Origin of the sequence: Streptomyces sp. NPDC048277, assembly GCF_040652235.1 — a bacterium.
Lineage (GTDB): Bacteria > Actinomycetota > Actinomycetes > Streptomycetales > Streptomycetaceae > Streptomyces.
In genome coordinates this window covers 96,768-120,254 of the sequence record NZ_JBEZLQ010000024.1, presented here as the reverse complement: position 1 = coordinate 120,254, position 23,487 = coordinate 96,768, and the positions used below count along the sequence as shown (strand labels likewise).

The window sequence follows — 23,487 nt, the reverse complement described above, 5'->3', positions numbered from 1 at the left end:
TCTCCCGGTTACGGCTCGTCTCGTACTGGCGGGAGCCTAGCCGTTCACGCCTCGGACCACGGGAACCTGTGGACAACGGCGCCGACACGGGCCGTACGCCCGTGCCGGGCGCCTGTGGACGGAGCCGGTGCCGCGTGTCCCGGTGGGGCCGGGGCGTCGAATCGGTCCAGGTCGTCGAACGCGTCTCGGTCCAGGTCCTCTCGGTCCAGGTCCTCTCAGTCCAGGTCCTCGAACGCGTCCGCGAAGTCCAGACCGGCCATCTCCGGGGCCGAGGGGGCCATGACGCGCGCGGTGAAGGCGTTCCGGTCGTTCACGACATCCGGGGCGGTCGCGTCCTCGTGGACCACGACCCAGACCGTCACCTCGCCCCGGGCGTCGTCCCGGACCCCCCAGTCCGCGGCCAGGGCCGTGATGATGTTCAGCCCGCGGCCGCCGTGCGCCGTCACCGACGGGGTCATGGGAGCCGGGCGGGTCGGGCCGCCGCCGTCCGTCACCTCGACGATCAGCCGGCCGCGCGGGTCCACCCGCCACGCGGCCCGGACGTCGCCGTCCCCGGCCAGCGCGTCCCCCAAGGGGCGCCCGTGTTTGCAGGCATTGCTCAAAAGTTCGGAAAGGATTAGTACGGCGTCGTCGATGACCGATTCCGATACGCCACCCGTGCGCAATTGATCGCGCATACGGTGTCTCGCCTTCCCCACGCCCGCAGGGCCATGGGGTACGGCCATGCTCGACGACGTGGGCACCTCCTGTGCCACCACCAACGCCACCCCCGAGACCTCCTTTGCCCCACGCCACGGTGTGGATGCCCCATTGGCCTGAACCGGAAACCGGCCAATGAATGTCCGGTGACGCATTCGCAACGAACGAATACGTACCGAACGCGCCGGAGCACTCCCTGTGACGGGTTCGTCGCCATATCCCCGCGTATGGCTTCGGGTGGCTTGATTTCGATGGTGTGGCCGAGAAGTGAGAATGGTGTGAGTGAGCTGTCGGGTCAAGAGGTACGGGAGCGTCCTTACGTGACTTTTTATCTGAGGACGGGTCAGGGCGAGCCCCGGTTCACCGGCCCAGTCGCCGCAGCACGGCCCCCGGCCGGTTGGTGATGATCGCGTCGATACCGAGGTCCACGCACAGATCCACGTCCTCCGGCTCGTTCACCGTCCACACGTGCACCTGGTGGCCGTTCCGCTTCAACCGCTCCACGTACGCGGGATGATTGCGCACGATCCGGATCGAGGGGCCCGCGATCCGCACCCCGGCCGGCAGCCGGCCGTCGCGCAGCCGGGGCGAGAGGAACTGCAGCAGATAGACCGTGGGCAGGGTCGGCGAGGCCGCCCGCACCCGGGCCAGCGACCGCGCGGAGAAGCTCATGACCCGCACCGACGACTCGGCCGCCGTGGCCGGAGCGTCCAGCCCGAACCGCTTGAGCAGTAGCAACAGCCGCTCCTCGACCTGCCCCGCCCACCGCGTGGGGTGCTTGGTCTCGATCGCCAGCTCCACCCGCCGCCCGGCGTCCGCGACCAGCTCCAGCAGCCGCTCCAGCGTCAGTACGGCGGTGTCCGCGCGGTCCTCGGGCCGGAACTCCCAGTCGGGCTCCTCGTCCCGCCCCCGCCAGGCCGGGCCCTTCCGCCACGAGCCGAAGTCCAGCGCGGCCAGCTCCGCCAGCTCCAGGGCCGACACCGCACCGCGTCCGTTCGACGTACGGTTGACCCGTCGGTCGTGCACACACACCAGGTGGCCGTCGGCGGTCAGGCGTACGTCGCACTCAAGGGCGTCGGCGCCGTCCTCGATGGCCTTCTTGTAGGCGGCCAGCGTGTGCTCGGGGGCCTCTTCGGAGGCGCCGCGATGGGCGACGACCTGGATGCGGTGCTGTGGTGCGTGGGTCACCGCGACATGGTGCCACCGAGCGGGGGTGCCTGGGGGCATCCCCGATGCCAGCAAAGGGAACTTTTGTCGGACAGGCCCTATATAAAGGTTGTCCGTGTACCCACAGCCACCGCTTATGGTGCTCTGACGGCCTGTGGGAAAAGCTGACGGCATACAAAAGCACATGCACAGCTGAATCGCGCCGGACCGACAGCAAGCGTGAAAGAGCGTGACCGAGTGCGACCGAGAAGAACAGCCGTGGACCGAGGAGAAAAGCTGTGAGCACCGAGAACGAGGGCAACCCGGTACCCCCGGCCCCGTCCGCACCTCCTGTGCCGCCGGCGTCTCCCGCTGCTCCCCCGCAGCCGGCCGCGTCTGACGGGGACACGCCGACCGCACCGATCCCGCCGGCCCCCCAGGGCACCCCCGGTGCGCCCGCGGGCGACCCCTACGGGCCCCCGCCGCAGGCCCCCGAGGGCTCCTGGCCGCCCCCGCCCCCGGTGACCCCCTCCTACGCGGACGCCGGCGCGGGCTCAGGCGCCGGCTGGGGCTCGTCCTACGACCAGGCGCACCAGGCGTACCAGCAGCCGCAGCCCGCTCCGAAGACGAGCAGCGGACGCGGCGGTCTGATCGCCGCCGTCCTGGTGGCCGCGCTGGTCGCGGGCGGCCTCGGCGGCGGCCTCGGCTACACGCTGGCCAAGAACAACGACAACAGCGGCTCCACGACCGTCTCCGCGTCCTCCGACGCCGGCGCCACCCAGGTCAAGCGCGCCGCCGGCACGATCGCGGCGGTCGCCGCCGGCGCGCTGCCCAGCACGGTCACCATCGAGTCCGAGTCGACCAGTGGCTCGGGCGGCACCGGCACCGGGTTCGTCTTCGACACCCAGGGCCACATCATCACCAACAACCACGTGGTCGCGGACTCGCTCGACGGCGGCAAGCTGACCGCCACGTTCCCGAACGGCAAGAAGTACGACGCCGAGGTCGTCGGCCACGCGCAGGGTTACGACGTCGCGGTGATCAAGCTCAAGAACCCGCCGTCGGACCTCAAGCCGCTCGCCCTGGGCGACTCCGACAAGGTGGCCGTCGGCGACGAGACCATCGCCATCGGCGCCCCCTTCGGCCTGTCCAACACGGTCACCACGGGCATCATCAGCGCCAAGAACCGCCCGGTCGCCTCCAGCGACGGCAGCACCGACAGCAAGGCGTCCTACATGAGCGCCCTGCAGACCGACGCCTCCATCAACCCGGGCAACTCCGGCGGCCCGCTGCTGGACGCCTCCGGCGCGGTGATCGGCATCAACTCCGCGATCCAGTCCGCCTCCAGCGGCAGCCTGGGCAGCACCGGGCAGTCCGGCTCGATCGGCCTCGGCTTCGCCATCCCGATCAACCAGGCCAAGTACGTGGCCCAGCAGCTGATCAAGACCGGCAAGCCGGTCTACGCGAAGATCGGTGCGTCGGTGTCCCTGGACGACTCGACGGGTGGTGCGCAGATCACCGACTCCGGCTCGGGCGGCTCGGCCGCGGTCGAGTCCGGCGGCCCCGCGGACAAGGCCGGCCTCAAGCCCGGCGACGTCATCACCAAGCTCGACGACTCGGTGATCGACAGCGGCCCGACCCTGATCGGCGAGATCTGGACCCACAAGCCCGGCGACAAGGTCCAGATCACCTACAAGCGAAGCGGCACCGAACACACGGTCACCCTCACCCTCGGCTCCCGCGTCGGCGACAACTGACCCCCACCCATCCGCAGGAACCGGTTACTCTGTTCCCCGCGCCGATCTCGGTCGGCGCGGGGAGGCGTGTCCGAGCGGCCGAAGGAAACGGTCTTGAAAACCGTCGTGGCAGCGATGTCACCGTGGGTTCAAATCCCACCGCCTCCGCACAGGTCGTAGACGTGCTGGTCAGAAGAGGTGTCCCTTGACGGGGGGCGCCTCTTCTGCGTAGAGGGTTGTTGTCTGCGGGGTCCCGCTGGTGTATGTCGATGCCTCGTGCACCAGCCAGGAATGCTCTCGCTGTCACCACATTGATCGACTTCGTCTGCAGGTCCTGCGGCTTCGTCGAGCACGCGGATCTGAACGCCTCCCACAACATCGGCCGGCGCGGCTGGTGGATATGGGTGACCGGGGCACGGTCGACTGCCCCTGTGCTCACGCTGACCGCGTGAGCGCTGGACGCGGCGGGCGTACCGAGCCAACGGTGCGTTCGAGCTGTAAGCCCGGGTTCGATGGCCTGGGCAGTGGACATCCCACACCCACCGCACAAGGGCCTGGACGCACGCCTTCGGCATGGGAAAGCATCGGGCATGCGTTCAGCCGACTGGTACTTGACCGAAGACGTCGAGGACTTTCTGGTCCGGGCCGGGGGCTTTCTGCGGGCCCGGCCCGGGCCGCATGTCATGCAGCTGACCTGGGCCGAGAGGGTGCGGACGCGTGGTGCGGCCGCGTTCGGCACCGGAGTGCCCGTCTTCGGCGTGCTGGGGCGGGCCGGCGAGGTCCAGGCCACCTTCTACCGTCTCCCGCCCCGTGGGTTTGGCCTCTCCCCGCTCACGCCTGAGCAGGCCGACTCCCTCGCCGTCCGTCTGGCCGCCCTCGGGCAATCCGTTCCCTCCGTCAGTGCGGACCACGGCACGGCCACCGCTTTCGCCGAGGCCTGGCAGCGGCACACCGGCGCGACGCCGACGCTCCGCGACCCGCGGCTGTGTCTGTACCGCCTCGGCACGCTCACCCCGCCGGAGCCGCCGCCGGCGGGCCGCGGCCGTGTCCTGGGGGAGCGGGACCTCCAGGAAGCCGTGTTCTGGTGCGGCGAGTTCGCCAAGGCCGTCGGGGAGGACGTCTCCGTCGACGCCGGCACCTGGGCCGGCACGCGCTTCGCGGACAAGTGCTACACGCTCTGGGAGACCCCGGACGGCACTCCCGTCTCCGTCGCGGGCCTGAACCCGCTGATCGGCGGCCAGATCCAGGTGGACGTCGTCTACACCCCGGCCCACCTGCGCGGTCGTGGCTACGCGGCTGCCGTGACGGCGGAGGTGAGCCGCGCCGCGCTGGCCGCGGGTGCGAGGGACGTCGTGCTGTTCGCGGACCTGTCCAACCCCACCAGCAACGCCCTCTACCAACGCCTCGGATACGTCCGGGTCACCGACTGGGCCGCGTACGACTTTTCGTGAGCTGTGTAAGGGGCGCCTCGCCAGGAGAGGCGCCCCTTACACATGCGGCAGCGGAGCCTGCCCCCAGGCGCTCACGGCCGGTGGCCCGTCATCCGCGCGGCCGACGCGATCGTCGCGCGGGCCTCGTGTTCCGTCAGTCCCGTGTGGACCGCCGCGTCGATCAGGGGTGCCCGTAGGGCCCGGCCGATGCCGTTCTCGTAGGCACGGCAGGCGGCCCAGAAGAGGCGGGTGTTGCGCTGGCCCTCGTGGGCGGCGAGGACGAACTGGACCAGGCCCTGGCCGCGGTTGCCGACCGAGGGGTGGGTCGCGGGGTGCGGCGGCCGCGGCGGCGGGAGGAGGAGGCGGAGGAGGGCCGGGGGGCAGGGGGCGGGGACCAGGTGTGCGGTGCCGGGGGCGGTGGCGTAGACGCCGTGGTCGGTACGGGAGCCGGGGCCGACCAGGTAGCCGCCGGCGCCGCGGATGTCGATGCCGGGTGCTAGTCGGCTCGCGGAGTTGGGGATCACGGCGTCCGGCGGTCCGGTCAGCCAGAGGTGGCGGCCGCCGCTCGGCGTGAGCACGACGACCGTCGGCGGGATGGTGAACAGGTGCCGCAGTGCCAGTTCGCGCAGGGCGGAGGTGGAGTCCGTGCCGGCCTTCACATCGAGGTCGATGCCGATGAGGCGGTGCGGGGGCAGCCCGCAGGCGATGCCGTAGCCGGTCGCCCAGGGCGCCGCTGCGAACAGTTCGCGGATGCGCGCCGGGTCGGTGGTGGCGTCGTACACCCCGTGGCCGGGGCGGCCGCATTCGCCGTGGCAGGGCGGAGTGGCCGGTTCCGGGGCGTCGCGGTGCGAGGAGTCGGGTGAAGGGCTGTGCGGGGAGTCGTTCGAGGGGCGGTGGGGGGAGCGCAGGGCCGGGAGCTTGGTCCGGGAGAGGGGGATGACGGCCAGGCCGCGCTCGGCGGCTGACAGGGCGTGTGCGAGGGCCAGCGTCGTGGCCTGCCGGTCGGTGGTGGCCATGCCTCCATGTTCGTACGTGCGTTCGAAAAAGGGAAGAGGGGGCCGACGTGACACGCCGGGGGCGGCGGCTTGGCCCGATATCGGTGCCGGAACGGTTCTCCCCTTGGGGTGCTTGAGGGGGGCGATGTCCCGATTGGTCACGACTGGTAGGTAAGTCGACTAAAGATGGTGAAAGGGGTTTATCGACTTGTCATCACGCTTGAGGGCGAATCATGCCTTCCGGTCTGGTTCGCCGGGGGTCGGGTGGGCAATTCTGATCTCGCGACGTCGATGACAACCACCGAGGCGGTCGGCCAACTACCTCGGAAACAGCCGTACTTGACGTACTTGCGGCCCAGCCGGGCTCTGAGAGGAAACAACATGGCAAGCATCCGTACCGCCCGCGTTCTCGCCGCCGTCTCGGCGCTTCCGCTCGCAGCCGCTCTCTTCACCGGTGTCGCGGCCGCGGACAACGGTGCGATCGCGGACAACGGATCGAGCGCCAACGCCGGCGTGGCGGGCATCGTCGGCAGCGGGGTCGGCCACAACAACAACGGCAACTCCTCCACCACGCAGCAGAACGCGGTGGGCCGCGGTGCCTCGAACCAGAGCAACACCGCGCAGGTCAACGGCTCCGCGTGGACGGCCGTCCAGCAGGGCAACGACAACGTCGCCATCCACTTCACCCGCCTGTGGTGAGCCCCGCCTGAGCCCCTGGGGGTGGTCTGTGGGGATGGCAGTGCGTCCGCGCGGCGGTGCTTCGGCACCGCCGCGCAGGCGTTTTCCGGCCCCTGTGTCGATCGGTGACGACAGCCCACCCGTGCAGCCCTGTTCGACCTTGACAGTGAGCCTTATCTGACGGACAGTCAGAAACCATGCATCTGGCCCCCACCGAACGCCAGCAGCGGCTGCGCGCCGAACTCCGCGCCTACTTCCGGTCCTTGATCCCGTCCCCGGCCCCCGAGACGCCCGAGGAACGCCGTGCCCTGCTGCGCCGCATCGGCGCGGACGGCCTGCTCGGCCTCGGCTGGCCCGTCGAGTACGGCGGCCAAGGGCGGGGCGCCGACGAGCAGTTCGTGTTCTTCGACGAGGCGTACCGGGCGGGCGCCCCCGTCTCGATGGTCACGCTGAACACGGTCGGCCCCACGCTGATGAAGTACGGCAGCGAGGAGCAGAAAGCCCGCTTCCTGCCCGGCATCCTCCGCGGCGACCTGGTCTTCGCCATCGGCTACAGCGAGCCCTCCGCCGGCACCGACCTGGCCTCGCTGCGCACCCGGGCGGTGCGGGAGGGCGACGGCTGGCGGATCGACGGGCAGAAGATCTTCACCTCGGGCGCGCAGCACGCCGACTGGATCTGGCTGGCCTGCCGCACCGACCCCGAGGCGCCCAAGCACCGCGGCATCTCGATCCTCCTGGTCCCCACGGACGCGCCGGGGTTCTCCTGGACCCCGATCGAGACGGTGGGCGGCCAGATCACCACGGCGACGTACTACGACGACGTCCGCGTCCCCGCCGGCAACCTGGTCGGCGCCGAGCATGACGGCTGGTCGCTCATCACCAACCAGCTCAACCACGAACGGGTCGCGCTCGCCGCCACCGGCATGCAGGCCGAGGACTTCTACGAGGCCGCGCTCACCGCCGCCCGTACCCCCGATCCGGTGACGGGGCGGCGCCGGGTTGACGAGCCCTGGATTCGTTTTCGGCTGGCCGAAGCGCATGCCCGGCTGGCGGCGAACCGCCTGCTCAGCTGGCGTTTGGTGGGGGATGTCGGGGCGGGCCGGGTGGCCCCCGCGGAGGCCAGCGGGGTGAAGTTCGCGGGAACGGAATCGGCAGTCGCGACGTATCGCATGTGTCAGGAGATCGTCGGCGAGACGGCATTGGTCCGGTCCGGTTCGCCGGGAGTGTTCGGGGACGGCGAGCTGGAGCGGCTCAACAGGGCGGCGCAGATCAACACGTTCGGGGGCGGGGTGAGCGAGGTGCAGCGGGAGATCGTCGCGACGATGCGGCTCGGGATGCGGAGGACAGGGAGGGGTGGTGGCCGTGACCGGGGAGAGCGATGAGCTGGGAGCGCGGCTGAAGGTGTACGAGGGGCAGCCGGCCGCCGTCTCCGGGATGGGCAAGGACCCGGTCAACCTGCCCATGATCCGGCACTGGTGCGAGGCGATGGGCGACACCAACCCGGCGTACGAGGGCCCGGAGGCGATCGCCCCGCCCACCATGCTCCAGGCGTGGACGATGGGCGGCCTGTCGGGACACGTGGGGCGCACGGGCGCGTACGACGAACTGCTCACCCTGCTCGACGAGGCGGGCTGCACCTCGATCGTCGCCACCGACTGCGAACAGGAGTACCTGAAGCCCCTGCGGCCGGGCGACCGGGTCGCCTTCGACACGGTGATCGAGTCGGTGTCGGAGCGGAAGACGACCAAGCTGGGCACGGGCTACTTCGTCACGACCCGCACGGACGTCCGCGTCGGGGACGACCTCGTCGGCACCCACCGCTTCCGCGTCCTCAAGTACGCGCCGAGCCGGAAGCGTCCCGCCAAGAAGGCCCGGCGCCCCCGCCCGGTGGTCAACCGGGACAACGCCGGTTTCTGGGAGGGCGTGGCCGAGGGCCGCCTCCTCGTCCAGCGCTGCGCCGACTGCGGCACCCTGCGCCACCCCTGGCTGCCGGGGTGCAACGCGTGCGGCTCCCTGGACTGGGACACGGTCGAGTCGTCCGGCGAGGGCACGGTCTATTCGTACGTCGTGATGCACCACCCGCCCTTCCCGGCCTTCGACCCTCCCTACGCCGTCGGCCTGATCGAACTCGCCGAGGGCGTGCGGATGGTGAGCAACGTGGTCGGGGTGCCGTACGACAAGGTCCGGATCGGGCTCCCGGTGCGCGTGGAGTTCCGCCGCCATGAGGACGAGGACGGGGCGTTGACCCTGCCCGTCTTCCGGGTCGTCGACGTTCTCGACGGGGAGGCCTGACATGGACTTCACGCCCACCGAGGCCCAGGCCGAGGCCCGTGACCTGGCCGCCAGGATCTTCGCCGACCTCGCCACCCATGAGCGGCTGCGTGCCGTCGGCACGGGCAGTGACCCGGAGCTGTGGAAGGCCCTCACCGCGGCCGGGCTGGTGGCCGCGGTGGAGGAACTGGGGCTGCTGGGGCTGGTGCTGCTCCTCGAGGAACAGGGCCGTACCACGGCCCAGGTGCCGTTCGCGGCGAGCTGTGTGTACGGGCAGCTGGCGATCGCCGCGCACGGCACCGGCGAACAGCGGGAGCGGCTGCTGCCGGGCATCGCCGACGGGTCGGTGGTGGTGACCGGCGCGTTCCCGGCACAGGCGGCGGTACGACCCTCCGCGCGCGGCGGGCTGAGCGGCACCGCACCCGTCGTCCCGTGGCTGCGCGACGCCACACACGTCCTGGTCGCCGACACCGAACGGCGGCTGTGGCTGGTGCCGGTCGGTGAGGGCACCGGCGTCGGGGAGGTCGAGCTGACCGCGCCCTGGTCGGCGGGCCGGCTCACGCTCCACGAGGCTCCCGCCGAGCCCCTCGGCTCGGCTCCCGACGCCTACGCCGACGTCCTTGCCGCCGCCCGTACCGCCTTCGCCGGACTCCAGGCCGGGGTCTGCGCGGGCTCCCTCGCCCGGGCCGTGGCGCACACCAACACCCGCGAGCAGTTCGGGCGCCCGCTCGCCACCCGGCAGGGGGTGCAACTCCGGGCCGCGGACGCCCATATGGACACCGAGGCGATACGGGTGACGGCGTACGAGGCGGCCTGGCGGCGGGACGCGGGGCTGCCGTACGCCACGCATGCGCTGACCGCCGCCTGGTGGGCGTCCGAGGCGGGTCAGCGGGTCGTGCACACGGGCCAGCATCTGCACGGCGGCACGGGCGCGGATGTCGAGCATCCGGTGCACCGGCACTTCCTGTGGGGGCGCCAGCTGGACGCGTATCTGGGCAGCGGGGGCGAAGTGCTCCAGGAACTGGGGGAGTTGATCGCACATGGGGACTGAGACGAGCCGACCGGGCGTGGGCACCGAGCTGCCGCCGCTGGAGATCCCGGTCACGCGGACGCTGATCGTGGCGGGGGCGATCGCGTCCCGGGACTACCAGGACGTGCACCACGACGCCGAGCTGGCCCGGCAGAAGGGCTCACCGGACGTCTTCATGAACATCCTGACGACGAACGGCCTGGTCGGCCGGTACATCACCGACTGCTTCGGCCCGACGGCAGAGCTCCGCAAGGTCGCCATCCGGCTCGGGGCGCCCAACTATCCGGGGGACACGATGGTGTTGACCGGCCGGATCGAGGAGCTGGACGAGACGGCGGGTACGGCGACGGTCCGGGTGATCGGCGCCAACGCCATCGGCAAGCATGTGACCGGCACGGTGACCGTCGCCTTCACCGAAGGCAGGGTGGCCGTCACCGTCGCCGACGAGGTGGACTCATGAGTGTGCGGGGCCGGGACTCGCTCGGCGGGCGGGCGGCGATCGTCGGGATCGGGGCGACCGAGTTCTCCAAGGACTCGGGGCGCAGTGAGCTGCGGCTGGCGGCGGAGGCGGTGCGGGCCGCGCTGGACGACGCGGGGCTGACCCCGGCGGACGTGGACGGGATGGTGACGTTCACGATGGACACCAGCCCGGAGATCACCGTGGCCCAGGCCTGCGGGATCGGCGAGCTGTCGTTCTTCTCCCGGGTCCACTACGGCGGCGGCGCGGCCTGCGCGACGGTCCACCAGGCGGCCCTCGCCGTCGCGACCGGAGTCGCCGAGGTGGTGGTCTGCTACCGGGCCTTCAACGAGAGATCGGGCCGCCGCTTCGGCTCGGGGGTGCAGCACCGGGAGCCGTCGGCGGAGGGGGCCGCGCTCGGCTGGGCGCTGCCGTTCGGACTGCTCACCCCGGCGTCCTGGGTGGCGATGGCGGCGCAGCGCTATCTGCACACCTACGGGCTGACCCCGGAGGCGTTCGGGCAGGTGGCGGTCGTCGACCGGAAGTACGCGGCGACCAACCCCGCCGCCTACTTCCACGGCCGCCCCATCACCCTCGCCGAGCACGCCGCCTCGCGCTGGATCGTGGAGCCGCTGCGTCTCCTGGACTGCTGCCAGGAGACGGACGGCGGACAGGCCCTCGTCGTCACGTCGGTGGAGCGGGCGCGCGAGCTGCCGCGGCCGCCGGCCGTGATCGCGGCGGCCGCACAGGGGGCGGGCCGGGCCCAGGAGCAGATGACCAGCTTCTACCGCGACGACCTCACCGGGCTGCCCGAGATGGGCGTGGTGGCGAGGCAGCTGTGGCGCACCTCCGGGCTGGCCCCGGCCGACATCGACGTGGGCATCCTGTACGACCACTTCACTCCGTTCGTGCTGATGCAGCTGGAGGAGTTCGGTTTCTGCGGACCGGGGGAGGCGGCGGACTTCGTGGCCGAGGAGCGGCTGCCGCTGAACACGCACGGGGGACAGCTCGGGGAGGCGTACCTGCACGGGATGAACGGGATCGCGGAGGGGGTACGGCAGCTGCGCGGCACGGCCGTGAACCCGATACCGGGGGCGGAGCGGGTGCTGGTGACGGCGGGCACGGGCGTACCGACGTCCGGGCTGGTCCTGACCTCGGACAACTGAGCGAACGGCCACGGAGGACTGCCTCCGTGGCCCCGGCGGACCGGCTCCGCGGCCACCGTCGTACTGCTCCCTCAGGGGTAAACCCGCAGGAGTACCGCCCCCGTACTCCACCTTCAGGAGGTGTAGCCAGCCCCACCCCTACAACCTGAGGGGGAGTCTCCTTCGGGACCTGCGGCCGATCCGCCGGAACACCGCTCGCTCATAGCGTGGAGCCATGACCACACCCGTCTGCACCAGCGCTTCGGACGCCGCTGTCTCGGCACGGCAGACCCTCCCCCACGCTCGGCTTCGCTCGCGCGGGGGGACCCCCACGTACACCCGGCCGTATCCGTCGTTCGCGTCGTACGTCAGGGCCCGCCAGCCGGTCCTGCTGCGTACCGCCCGGTCGTTGACCGCGAACCCGAGCGATGCCGAGGACCTGCTCCAGACCGCGCTCGCCAAGACGTACGTGGCCTGGGAGCGGATCGAGGACCACCGGGCGCTCGACGGCTATGTGCGCCGGGCCCTGCTGAACACGCGGACCTCGCAGTGGCGCAAGCGCCGGGTCGACGAGTTCGTCTGCGACGAGCTGCCCGAGCCGGAGCCGGTGCCCGGCGGGGACGACCCGGCCGAGCGGCAGGCACTGCACGACGCGATGTGGCGGGCGATCATGAAGCTGCCCGCGCGGCAGCGGGCGATGGTCGTGCTGCGGTACTACGAGGACCTGAGCGAGGTGCAGACGGCCGAGGTGCTCGGGGTGTCGGTGGGTACGGTGAAGTCCGCGGTGTCCCGTGCGCTCGGAAAACTGCGCGAGGACCCCGAGTTGGAACTCGCCCGATAGCGGACGGACAGGCTTTGTTGTCTTTCTCCTAGTGACATACCGCCCGGTATGTGCGCAGAATCAGCGCAGCCCTGATACCGCCGAGTAGGCAATGACGCCCCCGGGAGGACGCCGTGCTGAGCACCATGCAGGACGTACCGCTGACCGTGACCCGCATTCTTGAGCACGGTGTGCTGGTGCACGGACGGTCCCAGATCACCACCTGGACCGGTGAGGGCGAGCCGCAGCGGCGCAGCTTCGCCGAGGCGGGGGTCCGTGCCGTACAGCTGGCGAACGCCCTGCGGGACGAGCTCGGGGTGCAGAGCGACGACCGGGTGGCCACTCTCATGTGGAACAACGCCGAGCACGTCGAGGCGTACTTCGCGATCCCCTCCATGGGCGCGATCCTGCACACGCTCAATCTGCGGCTGCCCGCCGAACAACTGGTGTGGATCGTCAACCACGCGGCGGACAAGGTCGTCATCGTCAACGGCTCGCTGATCCCGCTGCTCGCCCCGCTGCTGCCCCAGCTGCCGACGGTGGAGCACATCGTCGTCTCCGGCCCCGGCGACCGCACCCCGCTCGACGGTGCCACCGCGCGCGTGCACGAGTACGAGGAACTGATCGCGGACCGGCCGACGACGTACGACTGGCCGGAGCTGGACGAACGCCAGGCCGCCGCCATGTGCTACACCTCCGGCACCACGGGCGACCCCAAGGGCGTGGTGTACAGCCACCGTTCGATCTACCTGCACTCCATGCAGGTCAACATGGCCCAGTCGATGGGCCTGACCGACCAGGACACCTCCCTGGTGGTCGTGCCCCAGTTCCACGTCAACGCCTGGGGCCTGCCGCACGCCACCTTCATGACCGGCGTCAACATGCTCATGCCGGACCGGTTCCTCCAGCCGGCCCCGCTCGCCGAGATGATCGAGAGCGAGCGCCCGACGCACGCGGCCGCCGTCCCCACCATCTGGCAGGGCCTGCTCGGCGAACTCACCGCCAGGCCGCGGGACGTCTCCTCCCTCACCCAGGTCACCATCGGCGGCGCGGCCTGTCCGCCCTCCCTCATGGCCGCCTTCGACAAGATCGGCATGCGGGTCTACCACGGCTGGGGCATGACGGAGACCTCCCCGCTCGGCACGATCGCCCGGCCGCCGGCCCATGCGATCGGCACGGACGAGGAGTTCGCGTACCGCGTCACGCAGGGCCGTTTCCCGGCCTCCGTCGAGGCCCGGCTCAGCGGCCCCGACGGCGAACGCCTCCCCTGGGACGGCGAGTCGGCGGGTGAACTGGAGGTACGCGGCCCCTGGATCGCCGGCGCGTACTACAACGGCCCCGACGGCGAACCCCTGCGCCCCGCCGACAAGTTCAGCGAGGACGGCTGGCTGAAGACCGGTGACGTCGGCACCATCTCCCCCGACGGCTTCCTCACCCTCACCGACCGCGCCAAGGACGTCATCAAGTCCGGCGGCGAGTGGATCTCCTCGGTCGACCTGGAGAACGCGCTGATGGCCCACCCCGACATCACCGAGGCGGCGGTCGTCGCCGTACCGGACGACAAGTGGGGCGAGCGCCCGCTGGCCACGGTCGTCCTGCGGGAGGGCTCCACGGCCACGTTCGAGACCCTGCGCGCCTTCCTCGCCGAGGAGGGCAAGATCGCGAAGTGGCAGCTGCCGGAGCGGTGGACGATGATCGAGGCGGTGCCGAAGACGAGCGTGGGCAAGTTCGACAAGAAGGTCCTGCGCAGGCAGTACGCCGAGGGCGAACTGGACGTCACCAGCCTGTAAGCGCCCTGAAGGGGCGCGGGGAACTGCGCGACCAGCCACGTACGACCCGCGGTCGACGGTCGGCAGTTCCCCGACGGCGCTTCGTCAGTTCGTCCCGATCCGAGCCAGCAGATCCACGATCCGGCTCTGCACCTCCGTGCTCGTCGACCGCTCCGCCAGGAACAGCACCGTCTCCCCCGACGCCAGCCGGGGCAGGTCCGCCTGGTCGACCGCCGCCGTGTAGACGACCAGCGGCGTCCGGTTGAGCTGCCCGTTCGCACGCAGCCAGTCGATGATGCCGGCCTGGCGGCGGTGCACCTGCATCAGGTCCATCACCACCAGGTTCGGCCGCAGCTGCCCGGCCAGCGTCACCGCGTCCGCGTCGCTCGCCGCCCGCGCGACCTGCATCCCGCGCCGCTCCAGCGTGGACGTCAGCGCGAGGGCGATCTCCGCGTGCTCCTCGATGAGCAGCACCCGCGGCGGATGCTGCTCGCTGTCGCGCGGCGCGAGCGCCTTCAGCAGTACGGCGGGATCGGCGCCGTACGCCGCCTCGCGCGTCGCCTGTCCCAGCCCGGCCGTGACCATCACCGGCACCTCGGCCGCCACCGCCGCCTGCCGCAGCGACTGCAGCGCGGTGCGCGTGATCGGTCCGGTCAGCGGGTCCACGAACAGCGCCGCCGGGAACGCGGCGATCTGCGCGTCGACCTCGTCGCGGGAGTTCACGATCACCGGCCGGTAGCCGCGGTCGCTCAGCGCCTGCTGGGTGGTGACGTCCGGCGCGGGCCAGACCAGCAGCCGGCGCGGGTTGTCCAGCGGCTCCGGGGGCAGTTCGTCGTCCATCGGCTGCGGGCGCGGCGGGTCCGCGACCTCGATCGCACCGCCGGGACCGTCCAGCGGCTCGGGGCCCTCGGCGGCGTTCACGTCCGGCGCGCCTATCGCGTACGACCGTCCGGCCCCGTCGGTGGCGCCCACCAGCCGGGACTGCCCGGCCAACGAGGGCTGGGGCAGCGGCTGGGCGGCGACCGGCTTGGCGGCCACCGGCTGCTCGGCCGGCGGGTGCGGCCGGGCCGACTGCTCGGGCTGCGGCTGCTCGGCACGCGGACCCGGGTCCGGCGGTGTGCCCAGCTTGCGGCGCCGTCCGTTGCCGCCCGGCTGGTTCGGAGGCGGGGTGGCCGTCGGCTGCTGCACCTGCGCGGCCTGCCGTGAGAACGGCACCCCCTGCCCCAGCGTCCGCACGCTGAACGCCCGGCCCTGCGTGGAGTCCGGGTCGACCGGCGCCGGCGTCGCCGCCGCCTCGGCGGGCAACGGCTGCGCGGCACGCGCGGGTTGCGGGGCGGGTGCGTCGTCCGCACCCGGCCACTGCTGCGGGACGGGGGCCACGGGGGCGGCCTCCGCGGGGAGCGGCTGGGCAGGGGTGGCGGTCGGTGCGGCAGGCTCGGCGACCGCCGGCGCAACGCCCTGCGGCGTCGGCGTCGGCGTCGGCTGTGCCTGCGCCGGTACGGCGGCCGCGCTCGGCAGTGCCGGGAGAACCGGCTGGCCGGGCTGAGCGGCCGGCACGGGGGCCGGTACGGGCTGCTGACCGGCAACCGCCTGAGCCGCGGCGGGGATACCGGTCGGCGCGACGACCTGGGCCGGGATGCCCTGGCCGGACTGCCCGGGCGGAACCGGCTGTCCAGGCGGAACCGGCTGGCCCGGTGCGGCCGCCTGCGCGGGCACCGTCGGCATGGCCGGAGTCGCCGGAGACGCCTCCGCCGGCTGGCCCACGGCCCGCCTGCGGCGGCCGGTCGGCGCGTTGGTGGGGTGCGGCTGCGGAGGGGTGTGGTCCTCGGCCTGGTCGAGGGGTACGGCGTCGTGCCGGCCCTCGTCGCCCGCCGCTTCGGCCGGCTCCGGGGTGCGGTCGGCCTCGGCGGGCGGCAGCGCGAAGACCGGGCGGGGGCCCGCCTGCTGCTGCTCGGCCCGCTCGGCGGCTGCCGCCAGCGCACGGCGCCGACGCCCGCTGGGCTGGCCCTCGTCGGCCGCCGGCTCGGCAGGGGCCGAGGGGGCCGGGGGAGTCGAAGGAGCCGCGGGCAGCGCCGGCGGCAGTGCCTGCCGTTCCTCGGGTTCACGCCGGGCACGGCGGCCCGACGCGGGCACGGGTACGGGCACGCCCTGCGGCGGAACGGCGGCGCCCAGTCCCGTAGCCGATGCGGCGGCCCCGGCGCCCTGTTCGGCCGCGGTCACCACGGCACCCTCGGCCACCCCCGCGTCACCGTCGCCGGGACGCCCGCGGCGCCGCCCGGTACCGCCGGACGCCGACTCCGCGCTCTCGATCGCGGCGGGCCCGCTCTCCTGGCCCTCCGCCTCGGCGGCACGCCGACGCCTGCGCCCGGTCGGCGGGACCGGGACCTCGCCCTCGCCGCCCTCGCCGGGAACGTCGCTCTCCAGGAAGGCGTCCACGGAGGACCGCCGGGCCCGGCGCCGCCCACCGGCACCGGTTTCCTCGACGGCAGGGGCGAGCTCCAGCTCCATACCGGCCGGCGGGGGGACGGCCCCGGCGCCGTCCCCGATCGGCACCTCCAGCACGAACGCGCTGCCGCTCATGCCCGGCACCTCGTGGGTCTGCAGCACACCGCCGTGCGCGCGCACGATCCCGCGCACGATCGGCTCGTGCACCGGATCGCCTCCGGGATAAGGCCCGCGCACCTCGATACGGACGACCTCGCCGCGCTGCGCCGCCGCGACGACGACGGTGTTGTCCATGTACCCGCCGGCCGAGACCGGCGCGTTGCCGGTCGCGTCGACACCGGCCACGTCCGCGATCAGATGCGCGAGCGCGACGGCGAGCCGCTGCGGGTCCACCTCGGCCTCGATGGGCGGCGCGTGCACGGCGAACTGGACCCGGCCGGGCCCGATCAGCTCCACCGCGCCGTCCACACCGGCGGCGACGACGGCGTCCAGCATCACCTTCGTGCGGGTGATGTCCTCGGTGCCGGCGTCCAGCGCCTGGTAGCCGAGCACGTTGTCGATGAGCTGGGTGATACGCGAGTAGCCGGCCGAGAGGTGGTGGAGCACCTGGTTGGCCTCGGGCCACAGCTGCCCGGCGTCGTCGGCGGCGAGCGTGGCCAGTTCCCGGCGCAGCTCGTCGAGCGGGCCGCGCAGCGACTGCGCGAGCAGCGTCAGCAGCTGCTCGTGCCGCCCGGACAGGGCCTCGTACCGGTCCTTCTCGCGCTCGCCGAGGGCCGCGTACCGCTCCTCGCCGGAGGCCAGCTCCTCGGCCTGCCGCTCGCGCAGCTCCTCGACCTCGGTGACGTGCTTCTGGCGCAGCGCGGTCAGGTCGGAGGCGTGCTCCTCGGAGAGCTTCTCCAGTTCGTCGGCGTGCGCCGTCTCCAGGGCGTCCTTCTCGTCGACGACCATGTCGTACGGCCGCCGGTCGGTGAAGGTCATCACGGCGCCGACGAGCTGGTCGCCGTCGCGCACCGGCGCGGTCGTCAGGTCGACCGGAACCTTCTTGTCGCCCTTGGCCCACAGCACCTGTCCGCGCACCCGGTGCTTGCGCCCGGAGCGCAGGGTGTCGGCGAGCGGCGACTCCGCGTACGGGAACGGGGAGCCGTCGGCGCGCGAGTGCAGCACGAGGTTGTGCAGCTCCTTGCCGCCGAGCTCACCGGCCCGGTAACCCAGTATCTGGGCGGCCGCCGGGTTGACGAGCACGATCCGGCCGTCGGTGTCCGTGCCTACGACACCCTCGCTCGCGGCCCGCAGGATCATCTCGGTCTGCCGCTGGGAGCGGGCCAGCTCGGCCTCGGTGTCGACGGTGCCGGTCAGGTCGCGCACGACGAGCATCAGCAGTTCGTCGCTGCTGTAGCCGTAGCCGTCGTAGGCCTGCTGTCCGTTCTCCAGGTTGGCGCTGGTGACCTCGACCGGGAACTCGGTCCCGTCGGTCCGCCGCGCGACCATCCGGGTCGGCTTGGTCCGCCCGCGCGGATCCATGTGGTCGGGCCGCCGCATGGACCCCGGGATGAGCCGCGAGTCGAACTGCGGCAGCAGATCGAGCAGCCCGCGCCCCACCAGCGCCGTCCCCGGCGTCTCGAAGGCCTCCAGGGCGATGGTGTTCGCGTTGACGACGGTTCCGTTGGCGTTGACCAGCACCAACGCATCCGGCAGCGCGTCCAGTATGGCTGCGAGGCGAGCAGCGCCTCGGGATGGCCTGCTGCTCACGAGACGCTTCCTCCCTGTTACCGCACCTTGCCGACCGCTCGTGCCATCTTGCCAATCGGCTCGCAGCGTGTCACGCGAGGGAGTCTAAGGGCACGGGTTCCGGTCGCGGCGCCGGATGAGAGGGAGGTCGCACGACGAAGTGACGGCGAACATGTGACCGACGCGCCTCACCTCCGCCATACCTTCGCGAGACATTTACGGGAGCGGGGCTTCTGCCATGGAACATCTGTGCCGACTTTATGAGCCGGGCTTCATGGGCTGTGTTTCCTGAGCCGTCGTCGATGAGCCGGGCTGCGTGCGCCGAGCTGCGTGCGCCGGGCCCTCCCCGCCGTCATGAGCCCAGGTCGGGCAGCAGAGGGACCAAGCGGTCCCAACGGCCGATCTCGCAGCCGTTGCTGCGGTCGTAGGCCGCGTCGACGGGGCGGCCGGCCCAGGTGCCGGTGACATGGGCGGTGGCCGGACCGCCGTAGAGCATGGTGCAGGCGGTGCCCGGGGCGACCGGGGCGAAGGTGTCGCGCCCCCAGTGCGTGTTCTGGTCCAGCACGCGGCACGCCCCGTCCACGTCCGGGTGACTCCCGGCGCCGGGGTGACAGAACAGCTCGTACGTCCCGTCGCGCCCGTCCCCGGCGTGCCGGACGGTGACGGTGAGGTGGTCGCCCGTCACGGCGGCGGACGCGGCCTGGGCGGGGAGGGCCCCGAGGACGGCGGCGACGGCCCCGAGGACGCCTCGCACGGCGGCACGAGACCTGCCCTGAGGCCTGACTTGGGACGGGATCTGGGGCGAAAGTCGAGACATGCCCTGCCCAACGCGGCGCCCGGCCGGACGTTGCGTGGCGCCCCCGCCGACGGGAAGGGCTTTGCCCTGCGGCCCGGCTGGCTAGTACCGTGGGAGCCGATTGGTGACAGCACGCTCGACTGTGTCATCATCTGCACGCACCACTCGCGCTCACGCGGGCGGCTGTGCTGGAGGCGTCGCCTAGTCCGGTCTATGGCGCCGCACTGCTAATGCGGTTTGGGCCTTAAAGCCCATCGAGGGTTCAAATCCCTCCGCCTCCGCCACACGACTCAGGGAGTCCAGTGATTTCGCGCTGGACTCCCTGAGTCGTTTCATGGCCGCGACGTCCCCCACGTCCGCCGAGGGCTGAAGCACCGTCACGTCGTGGGCGCACCGAACCCCGCGCTGGCGCCCGCGTGCGCCCCGCCGCTCCGTGCGCGGCCCCCAGGATGCGGCGTTTCCGCAGGTCACAAGGGGTGCACCTAACGGATTTCACATGGCGGCGGCAGTCATGTAATGTTCTTCCTGTCGCCGCGAGCGGACCGGAAGGGCCGAAAGCGAAGGCAAGAAACAAAAAAACAAGCACTCGTAGCTTAACGGATAGAGCATCTGACTACGGATCAGAAGGTTGCAGGTTCGAATCCTGCCGAGTGCACAGTAAGTCGGAGGGCCCGTGGAGAGATCCACGGGCCCTCTGTTCATGTCTGACTGGGGCGGATGTCGTTCAGGCTGTCGACGATCGTCACGGGGGACGGATGGGCGGGCGTGGGCACCTGGATGAGGATGGGGACATAGACCATGTCGCCGTGCCTGTACTCGGCCTTCCATGAATTCCGGTAACACACGATCACGTCCGGACTGCGGTGTGTCGCATAACACTGAAGTGCCGACGGGGAAAGCGCCGTACAGCAGCAGAAGACCGCGGTCACAAGGCTGGCGCTCAGCAAGGCTGTTTTCCGCATTCTCGCCCTCCCCTTTCGGGAGACCTGTCAGCGTTTTGAATCGTGGAGTTTACGGGCGGCTTCCTGACGGGAGTGGACGCCGAGTTTGGCCAGGACCGCGCCCACGTGGTGCCCGGCGGTCTTGGGCGTGATGTAGAGGCGGGCGGCGATCTCGGCGTCCGACAGGCCCTCGTTCAGCAACTTGAGGACATCCATTTCCCGGATGGTCAGCCCGTACGGATTGGCCAGGGTGGCCGCCCGCGGGCCCCGCCGGACCGGGCGGACACCGCGGCTGCGCATCACGGCGCGGGTACGCGCCACGACCGGCCGGGCGCCGAGGGCCTCGAAGGCGGCCAGCGCCTGGTGCAGCGCCGGCGCGTCGCCGGACAGCCGGACCAGCGCGGCCTGGTACGAGCAGCCGAGCCGGTCCCACTGGGCCGCCGCGCCGGCCCAGTCGCCGGCCAGTTCCAGCGCGTAGGGTCCGGCGCTGGGCACCTGCGGGGGTGCTCCTCCGGCGCGGCGGATCCAGCAGGCCAGGGGCCCGGACAGCCAGGGATGGCTGCGCTCCGCCAGGGCGTCCAGACCGCGTTGTGCCTCCGTCCGCACCAGCTCGTGGTCGCCGGCCAGCCAGGCCGCCTCGACCCGGGCCTCCCACCCCAGCCCCGTGTCGAGCAGGCAGTCCGAGTCGACCAGGCTCGCCGCCTGTTCCAGCAGCGGCCATGCGTCGGCTTTGCCCTGGCGGGCCCGCACCAGGCCCAGGACGGTCAGGGCCAGGGCCCGGACGACCGGCGGTGAGCTGGGATGGGAAAGGACCTCCTGCGCGGCATGGGCGGCCTGGGCCCACCGGTCCCGGCTCAGCAGTCCCCAGCTGCCCCAGGCCCTCGTGCACAGCAGGTAGGACAGCAGATCGTGATCGAGGCAATAGGCTTCCGCCCGGTTCACGGCCGCGGCCGTCCGGGCGGCATCGCGCTGCAGCGCGGTGAACCAGCACATGATGAGCGCCAGGAAGCCCGCGTCCTCCGGCAGGTCCTGCGCCATCGCGCAGGCGACCGCCTGTTCGCAGTCCTCCCAGCCGGACCCTTCGCTCAGCATGCCTGCCGCCGCGGCATGGAAACGGGCCTGGGTGACCACCCCCGTATCGCCGAAGCGCTCGCCCAGAGCGATCGCCTTCTCGGCGTAGGCGGCGGTCACCCGCACCTCCTCGTGCTCGTAGCAGGCCAGCTGGCAGAGGTTCAGGTACGCCCGGGCCAGCTCCCGGCTCGGCCCCAGCCCTTCGAGTACCCGCACCGCGTCCAGGCCGGTCCGTCCGGCCTCGACGGTCCGCCCGAACGGCCACAGCCAGCACGACAGCCAGCGCAGGTCCTCGCCCTCGCGCAGCCGGTCGCCCAGGGCACGGCGCAGTGTCACCGCCTCACGACGGGAGGCGATCCCCTCGTCCAGCCAGCTGGACAGCAGACAGGCCTGCGAATGGCCCTCCAGCAGAGAGGTCCTTCGGTCGAGCGGCAGAAGGTCGGCGTAGCGCAGGGCGCGGGCGTACTGGGCGGCTGCCTCCCGGTGCGCGCCCAACGCGGCGGCGTGGGCGGCCGCGGCGGGTGCGTACTCCAGTACGGCGGCCGGGTCCCCGGCACCCTCGGCATGGTCGGCCAGCAGCGTCAGATCGTCCGCGGCGACCGGGCGGGACCGCATCGCCGCCAGCACCTGCCGGTGCACCAGCAGACGATAGGCGGCGGGCACGGAATCCAGCACGGCCAGCCGGGTCAGCTCGTGGCGGAACTCGGTCACCTGCCCGTCGGTCCGCACGATTCCACCGGCCAGTGCCTCGTCGAGCGCCTCCTCCGAGGCGGGCAGCATGGCGGCCAGCAGCGGCAGCGGGGCCCGGCGCCCCAGGACCGCCAGCACGTCGACGGCCCTGCGCGCCGCAGCCGACAGGCCCGCCAGGCGGCCGGCGACGGCCTCGCGCACCGTGGCGGGGATGGACTCCGCAGGCGCGGCCAGGATCTCGGTGACGATGAACGGGTTGCCGGCGGAGACGCGGTACAGCTGCTCGGCGTCGACGGTGTGTCCGCCGGCCAGGCGGGCCACGGCCCGACGGCTCAACGGGGTCAGGTCGTGGCGGTACACCCACGGATAACCGGCCAGGGTGCCCAGGAGAGCGGTCACGTTGTGGGTACGGCCGACCTCGTCGTCGCGGTAGGTGGCCACCACCAGCGCCGGAACGCTCGGCAGGCGCCGGGCCAGGTAGCGCAGCAGGTCCATCGTGGCCTCGTCGGCCCAGTGGACGTCCTCCACGACCAGCAGGCTGGGGTACGAGCTCAGATCGGCGAGCAGACAGTCGAAGACCTCGTCGGAACGGCAGGTGCCGGACAGTGCGCCGCTCAGGGCCGTGCGCACCGCCTCGCCCAGGCGCGGGGCCAGGTCCATCAGAGGGCCCAGGGGACGAGGTGTGGCCAGTGGGTCACAGGCGCCGACCAGTATCCGGGTCCGGGGATCGGCGAGCTGGGCCAGACGGTTGACGACGCTCGTCTTCCCTATGCCGGCCTCACCGCGCACAAGGGCGAGTCGTCCTGGGCCGGTCACGGCTTCCTGCAGGTGACCGGTGAGGTCCTGAAGTACGGCCTCTCGCTCTAGCAGGTCCATCACCAGCCATTTTCCCTCCGCGGTCGCAGCCGCGCAAAAGATCCAGACCGATCGGGACAGGTCGGCAGGTGGGGTGATGCGGGGAATTCCGGACCGGGACATGGGGTGTGACGGGGTGGAACTTGGGGTGTCCACCCGATGTGCCCCCGACTGCGGGAGGGGCATGCTGGCGAATGTGTCTCGCAGCCGGGATTACCGGTCTGCGGGTATCGAACCAGCGTCTCCGGGACGACTTCGGCAGAAATTGCCGGTCCCGAGATTTCGGGGGCTGATCGCGGGCGAATCGACGCGGCTCAATCGAGTCGTCAGGCCATCGAAAAGGGATCACCATGCTCAAGAAGATCGCAAAGCGTACCGCGGTGCTGACCGCGTCGGCGGCTCTGGCCGCAGGAGGCGCTCTGGCCCCCTCCACCGCCTTCGCGGCCCCGACGCCGACAGTCGCTCACGTGGCGGTGCCGAGCAACAACGGAGGCGGGAACAACAACAACAATAACAACAACAACGGCAGGGGCGGGAACAACAACAACAATAACAACAACAACAACGGCAGGGGCGGGAACAACAACAACAATAACAACAACAACGGCGGAGGCGGGAACAACAACAATAACAACAACAATAACGGCAGGGGCGGGAACAACAACAACAATAACAACAACAACGGCGGAGGCGGGAACAACAACAACAATAACAACAACAACGGCGGAGGCGGGAACAACAACAACAATAACAACAACAACGGCGGAGGCGGGAACAACAACAAA

General features: G+C 71.6%; 18 protein-coding genes and 3 tRNA genes. 15 read left to right on the top strand and 6 right to left on the bottom strand.

Going from position 1 to position 23,487, the window contains the following annotated elements; genetic code table 11:
- Positions 1-215: 215 nt before the first annotated feature.
- Positions 216-854 (bottom strand): ATP-binding protein, encoded by a 639-nt coding sequence (locus tag AB0D85_RS38950; protein WP_362331277.1) that lies wholly within the window; start codon positions 852-854, stop codon positions 216-218.
- 205 nt (positions 855-1,059) lie between these two features.
- Positions 1,060-1,887, bottom strand: a complete 828-nt coding sequence (locus tag AB0D85_RS38945) for a glycerophosphodiester phosphodiesterase (RefSeq protein WP_362331274.1) — start codon at positions 1,885-1,887, stop codon at positions 1,060-1,062.
- Between the two features lie 257 nt (positions 1,888-2,144).
- On the opposite strand from AB0D85_RS38945, the gene AB0D85_RS38940 reads away from it, so the two are divergent.
- The 4 genes from AB0D85_RS38940 to AB0D85_RS38925 all read left to right on the top strand — a co-directional run bounded on the left by AB0D85_RS38940 (position 2,145) and on the right by AB0D85_RS38925 (position 5,032).
- On the top strand, positions 2,145-3,602 hold the full coding sequence (locus AB0D85_RS38940) for a trypsin-like peptidase domain-containing protein (protein WP_362331271.1): 1,458 nt from the start codon (positions 2,145-2,147) through the stop codon (positions 3,600-3,602).
- A 60-nt stretch (positions 3,603-3,662) separates the two neighbouring features.
- A tRNA-Ser gene (locus AB0D85_RS38935) sits at positions 3,663-3,749 on the top strand.
- A 95-nt stretch (positions 3,750-3,844) separates the two neighbouring features.
- Entirely contained in the window at positions 3,845-4,033 is a 189-nt protein-coding gene (locus AB0D85_RS38930; RefSeq protein ID WP_362331268.1) for a zinc ribbon domain-containing protein, read from the top strand.
- Positions 4,034-4,171: 138 nt separating this feature from the next.
- Positions 4,172-5,032 carry a GNAT family N-acetyltransferase gene (locus AB0D85_RS38925; protein WP_362331265.1) on the top strand — a complete coding sequence of 287 codons (861 nt, stop codon included), beginning with the start codon at positions 4,172-4,174 and terminating at the stop codon, positions 5,030-5,032.
- A 71-nt stretch (positions 5,033-5,103) separates the two neighbouring features.
- Here AB0D85_RS38925 and AB0D85_RS38920 read toward each other — a convergent pair whose 3' ends face one another.
- The gene (locus tag AB0D85_RS38920) at positions 5,104-6,027 is read right to left on the bottom strand and encodes a bifunctional DNA primase/polymerase (RefSeq protein WP_362331262.1); all 924 of its coding nucleotides are present in this window, start codon (positions 6,025-6,027) and stop codon (positions 5,104-5,106) included.
- Positions 6,028-6,387: 360 nt separating this feature from the next.
- Here AB0D85_RS38920 and AB0D85_RS38915 point away from each other — a divergent pair, with 360 nt between their 5' ends.
- The 8 genes from AB0D85_RS38915 to AB0D85_RS38880 all read left to right on the top strand — a co-directional run bounded on the left by AB0D85_RS38915 (position 6,388) and on the right by AB0D85_RS38880 (position 14,197).
- Complete coding sequence (locus tag AB0D85_RS38915) at positions 6,388-6,705, top strand: hypothetical protein (RefSeq protein WP_362331259.1); 318 nt, start codon at positions 6,388-6,390, stop codon at positions 6,703-6,705.
- Positions 6,706-6,881: 176 nt separating this feature from the next.
- Complete coding sequence (locus AB0D85_RS38910; RefSeq protein WP_362331256.1) at positions 6,882-8,066, top strand: acyl-CoA dehydrogenase family protein; 1,185 nt, start codon at positions 6,882-6,884, stop codon at positions 8,064-8,066.
- Positions 8,047-8,976, top strand: coding sequence for a bifunctional MaoC family dehydratase N-terminal/OB-fold nucleic acid binding domain-containing protein (locus AB0D85_RS38905; protein WP_362331253.1), 930 nt, complete (start codon positions 8,047-8,049; stop codon positions 8,974-8,976). The genes AB0D85_RS38910 and AB0D85_RS38905 overlap by 20 nt, the downstream gene beginning before the upstream one ends.
- Before the next feature lies 1 nt (position 8,977).
- A complete protein-coding gene (locus AB0D85_RS38900) occupies positions 8,978-10,006 on the top strand; it encodes an acyl-CoA dehydrogenase family protein (RefSeq protein WP_362331250.1) in 1,029 nt (342 codons plus the stop codon).
- Entirely contained in the window at positions 9,996-10,445 is a 450-nt protein-coding gene (locus AB0D85_RS38895) for a MaoC family dehydratase (protein ID WP_362331247.1), read from the top strand. The genes AB0D85_RS38900 and AB0D85_RS38895 overlap by 11 nt, the downstream gene beginning before the upstream one ends.
- Complete coding sequence (locus tag AB0D85_RS38890) at positions 10,442-11,608, top strand: lipid-transfer protein (protein WP_362331244.1); 1,167 nt, start codon at positions 10,442-10,444, stop codon at positions 11,606-11,608. Before AB0D85_RS38895 ends, AB0D85_RS38890 begins: the two co-directional genes overlap by 4 nt.
- Positions 11,609-11,822: 214 nt before the next feature.
- Positions 11,823-12,428: a SigE family RNA polymerase sigma factor gene (locus tag AB0D85_RS38885; RefSeq protein ID WP_362331241.1), complete on the top strand. Its 606-nt coding sequence runs from the start codon at positions 11,823-11,825 to the stop codon at positions 12,426-12,428.
- 113 nt (positions 12,429-12,541) lie between these two features.
- Positions 12,542-14,197: a long-chain fatty acid--CoA ligase gene (locus AB0D85_RS38880; RefSeq protein ID WP_362331238.1), complete on the top strand. Its 1,656-nt coding sequence runs from the start codon at positions 12,542-12,544 to the stop codon at positions 14,195-14,197.
- A gap of 84 nt (positions 14,198-14,281) precedes the next feature.
- On the opposite strand, the gene AB0D85_RS38875 is transcribed toward AB0D85_RS38880, so the two are convergent.
- Positions 14,282-18,370 carry a PAS domain-containing protein gene (locus AB0D85_RS38875; protein ID WP_362331236.1) on the bottom strand — a complete coding sequence of 1,363 codons (4,089 nt, stop codon included), beginning with the start codon at positions 18,368-18,370 and terminating at the stop codon, positions 14,282-14,284.
- A 331-nt stretch (positions 18,371-18,701) separates the two neighbouring features.
- Positions 18,702-19,166, bottom strand: a complete 465-nt coding sequence (locus AB0D85_RS38870; RefSeq protein ID WP_362331233.1) for an SSI family serine proteinase inhibitor — start codon at positions 19,164-19,166, stop codon at positions 18,702-18,704.
- Between the two features lie 169 nt (positions 19,167-19,335).
- On the opposite strand from AB0D85_RS38870, the gene AB0D85_RS38865 reads away from it, so the two are divergent.
- Together AB0D85_RS38865 and AB0D85_RS38860 are read left to right on the top strand one after the other, a co-directional pair.
- Positions 19,336-19,429, top strand: a tRNA-Ser gene (locus AB0D85_RS38865).
- A gap of 298 nt (positions 19,430-19,727) precedes the next feature.
- Positions 19,728-19,800, top strand: a tRNA-Arg gene (locus AB0D85_RS38860).
- Positions 19,801-20,134: 334 nt separating this feature from the next.
- On the opposite strand, the gene AB0D85_RS38855 is transcribed toward AB0D85_RS38860, so the two are convergent.
- Positions 20,135-22,723, bottom strand: a complete 2,589-nt coding sequence (locus AB0D85_RS38855) for an AAA family ATPase (protein WP_362331230.1) — start codon at positions 22,721-22,723, stop codon at positions 20,135-20,137.
- A gap of 329 nt (positions 22,724-23,052) precedes the next feature.
- Here AB0D85_RS38855 and AB0D85_RS38850 point away from each other — a divergent pair.
- Positions 23,053-23,487 (top strand): hypothetical protein (locus AB0D85_RS38850; RefSeq protein ID WP_362331227.1); only part of this gene is annotated, 435 nt, incomplete at its 3' end.